2 protein-coding genes are annotated in these 1820 nt (G+C 62.8%); one reads left to right on the forward strand and one right to left on the reverse strand.

Features of this window, described 5'->3' with window-relative positions; all coding sequences use genetic code 11:
- Positions 1 to 734: sn-glycerol-3-phosphate ABC transporter ATP-binding protein UgpC (ugpC, locus tag EOA28_RS34605; RefSeq protein WP_128315790.1), on the reverse strand; the 734-nt coding region annotated here is incomplete at its 3' end.
- Between the two features lie 288 nt (positions 735 to 1022).
- Between ugpC and EOA28_RS34610 the strand changes: the two genes are divergently transcribed.
- On the forward strand, positions 1023 to 1820 hold a 798-nt coding region (locus EOA28_RS34610; protein WP_128315791.1), incomplete at its 3' end, for an extracellular solute-binding protein.

Genomic DNA, 1820 nt, shown 5'->3' on the forward strand with positions numbered 1-1820 from the left:
GTCCCCTTGAGCAGGTTCATCGCCGGCGAGCCGATAAAGCCGGCGACAAACAGATTGGCGGGCCGGTCAAACAGTTCCAGCGGCGCGCCGACCTGCTCGATGCGGCCGTCGCGCATCACGACGATCTTGTCGGCCATGGTCATGGCCTCGATCTGGTCGTGGGTGACATAGATCGTCGTGGTCTTCAGCCGCTGGTGGAGCTCCTTGATCTCGGTGCGCATCTGCACGCGCAGCTTGGCGTCGAGGTTGGAGAGCGGCTCGTCGAACAGAAACACTTGCGGATTGCGCACGATGGCGCGGCCCATGGCGACGCGCTGGCGCTGGCCGCCCGAAAGCTGGCGCGGGTAGCGCTTGAGATAGGGCGCGAGGTCGAGGATGTCGGCGGCGCGCTTGACCCGCTCGGCGACGACGGCTGGATCGGTGCCGCGCAGCTTCAGCGCGAAGGCCATGTTCTGCTCCACCGTCTTGTGCGGATAGAGCGCGTAATTCTGGAACACCATGGCGATGTCGCGCTTGGCCGGCGGCAGGTTGTTGACGACGCGCTCGCCGATCGAGATCGTGCCGCCGGAAACGGTCTCCAGCCCGGCCACCATCCTCAGCAGCGTGGACTTGCCGCATCCTGAAGGGCCGACCAGCACGACGAACTGTCCGTCGGCGATATCGACGCTGACCTCATGCAGGACCTTGACGGTTCCGAACGCCTTGGCCACACTGCTGATCGCGACTTGAGCCATCGTCTCCCCTTTATCTTTTGATCTTTTGCGGTGAAGCTAGCCATTGCCAAGGGCAACGGCAAGTCGGTACCTTATAGATAAAAAGCCAATCTTGTTGACAAGGTAATCGATTACGCGAATAGTGGCGAGTGCCAATCCGACGCAGGCCTGTTACCCTGAGATCGGAGCTTCGGCGACGCAGGGTGGGGTCCCACGTCCCCGTATGATCGAGGAGAACCGAGAGACGTTTCCACGTCCGAGAGATTGGCACTTCAATTCAATCGCTGTTGTTCTGGGAGGAACCTGTAGATGAGAGTCGACCTGTACGAAAAACTGATGCGCGCCGGCGCCAGCCGCCGCGATGTGCTGAAGGGCGCGGCCTCGATGGCCGCAATCGCCGCCGCCTCCGGCGCCGGGCTCGGCGCGCTGACGCGGCCTGCCGCGGCCGATGACAGCCTGCGGGCGAAGATCCTGCAGATTCCAGGCGTCGGCAAAGGCCAGCCGACCGACGCCGACTTCCAGAAGGTCGGCGAGCTCTGCCTCGAAGCGACCAAGGCCAACGTCAAGGAAGGCGAGTTCGCCGGTGTCGAGCTCACCTTCATGGGCCTCAACAACCAGAACCTGCACAACGTGCTGTTCCGCGGCTTCCTGAAGCCTTGGGAGGCCTATACGGGCGCCAAGATCAGCTGGATCGACCTTGCCCAGGCCGACTACAACGCCCGCCTGCAGCAGTCGATCGCCACCGGCACCGTTGACTTCGACGTCATCGAGATGGGCGCGCCCTTTGAAGGCGATGTCTGCGGCAAGGGCTTGACCTCGGAAATGCCCGACTGGGTCAAAAAGCAGATCGACTTCGACGACCTGGTCAACTATCTCAAGCCGCCGGTCGGCACCTGGAACGGCAAGCAGTATCGCGTGACCATCGACGGCGACGCGCACAATTTCAACTACCGCACCGACGTGTTCTCCGACTCCGAGCTGGCTGCAGCCTGGAAGGCGGACAGCGGCGACAAGGCAGGCCTTGCGGAGTGGGGCGTGCCGAAGACCTGGCAGCAGGTGCAGGCCGTCACCAAGTTCCTGAAGGGCAAGAAATTCAAGGGCCAGGAC

The sequence above is a fragment of the Mesorhizobium sp. M2A.F.Ca.ET.067.02.1.1 genome (assembly GCF_004023285.1).
Classification (GTDB): Bacteria; Pseudomonadota; Alphaproteobacteria; order Rhizobiales; family Rhizobiaceae; genus Mesorhizobium.